Genomic DNA, 239 nt, shown 5'->3' with positions numbered 1-239 from the left:
GCCGGGAGGAACGGAATAAAGAAGAGGAAAAGCAGCCAGATCGCCTTGTAGAAGCCGCTGAGTTCGCGGTCCCGGAAGAGATCACAGATGATTGAGACCAGTGCGATGAGGTAGGCGACGAACACAAAGATGGTGAAGAACCACCAGAGCGCAGCCCAGATCGTGCTCCAGAAGTACGTGTTCCTGACCTCACCTTCCGGCCCAGTTGGGGGCCAAGCCTAGAGTTTCGTGTGAACCCA

1 protein-coding gene is annotated in these 239 nt (G+C 56.1%); it reads right to left on the bottom strand.

All coding sequences use genetic code 11. From position 1 onward, the window contains the following. The coding region (locus KVS67_RS14235; protein ID WP_368669076.1) for a PLDc N-terminal domain-containing protein at positions 1–125 on the bottom strand (125 nt) is incomplete at its 3' end. Positions 126–239: the final 114 nt, after the last annotated feature.

The organism is Micrococcus sp. GbtcB5 (assembly GCF_019091605.1).
GTDB classification, from domain to species: domain Bacteria; phylum Actinomycetota; class Actinomycetes; order Actinomycetales; family Micrococcaceae; genus Micrococcus; species Micrococcus luteus.
The sequence above is the reverse complement of the archived record's forward strand: the minus strand, read 5'-3'. Positions and strand labels throughout refer to the sequence as shown.